We start from the raw sequence: 630 nt of genomic DNA on the forward strand, positions 1-630 counted from the left end.
GCTCGCTGTCGATCTCCGGCGGTGGTCCGCACGTGGGCGGCAGCGTCAGCGTGGGCAGCGGCAGCACGCACTGGGAGGGTACCCGCGAGGTCTACCCCGGCACCTACACCGACACCGTGGTGCCCACCGGCAACGTGCTGGTGCGCGACGCGTGCAACCCGCTGCCACAGCAGGACGTCTGCGCGCGCCTGCAGGATCGTCGCTGGGAACTGGTCCGCCAGTACAACAGTGCGCTGCAGGGCCAACGTGATGCGCTCAGCCGTGAGCAGCGCAGCGTGGATGCGCGACTGGAACGCGACTGCCGCTAGCACGTGCTTCAATGCGCACTTCGCTACGCCTTTCGGCTTGTCGCCCCGACCCGATGCCCATCGCTTTCCTGCCGCCCCCTTCCCTGACCCGCCGTGTCGCATCGCGCAGCGGCCTGGCCCTGCTCGCCATGTGGCTGTGCCTGCCAGCGCAGGCGCTTGCCGAGGACGTGGTGCTGTTCCGCTGTACCGCCGCCGATGGCGGCCTCACCGTGCAGAACGCGCCCTGCCCGGCCGGCACCCAGCAACGCATCCAGCGCTTCACCGCCCCGGCCAGCAGCGCCGCCCCGACGGCGCCGTCCAGCGCCCCGGTGGCAGCGGCGGT

At 71.7% G+C, this 630-nt stretch carries 1 protein-coding gene and 1 pseudogene; both read left to right on the forward strand.

Annotated elements, in window-relative coordinates; all coding sequences use genetic code 11:
* Window positions 1-308, forward strand: a pseudogene (locus DBR34_RS22350) (DUF4124 domain-containing protein); the annotation flags it as partial.
* Between the two features lie 53 nt (window positions 309-361).
* A partial coding sequence (locus DBR34_RS22355; RefSeq protein ID WP_258223736.1) for a DUF4124 domain-containing protein occupies window positions 362-630 on the forward strand: 269 nt, incomplete at its 3' end.

Source organism: Stenotrophomonas sp. HMWF003 (genome assembly GCF_003061285.1).
GTDB classification, from domain to species: domain Bacteria; phylum Pseudomonadota; class Gammaproteobacteria; order Xanthomonadales; family Xanthomonadaceae; genus Stenotrophomonas; species Stenotrophomonas maltophilia_AP.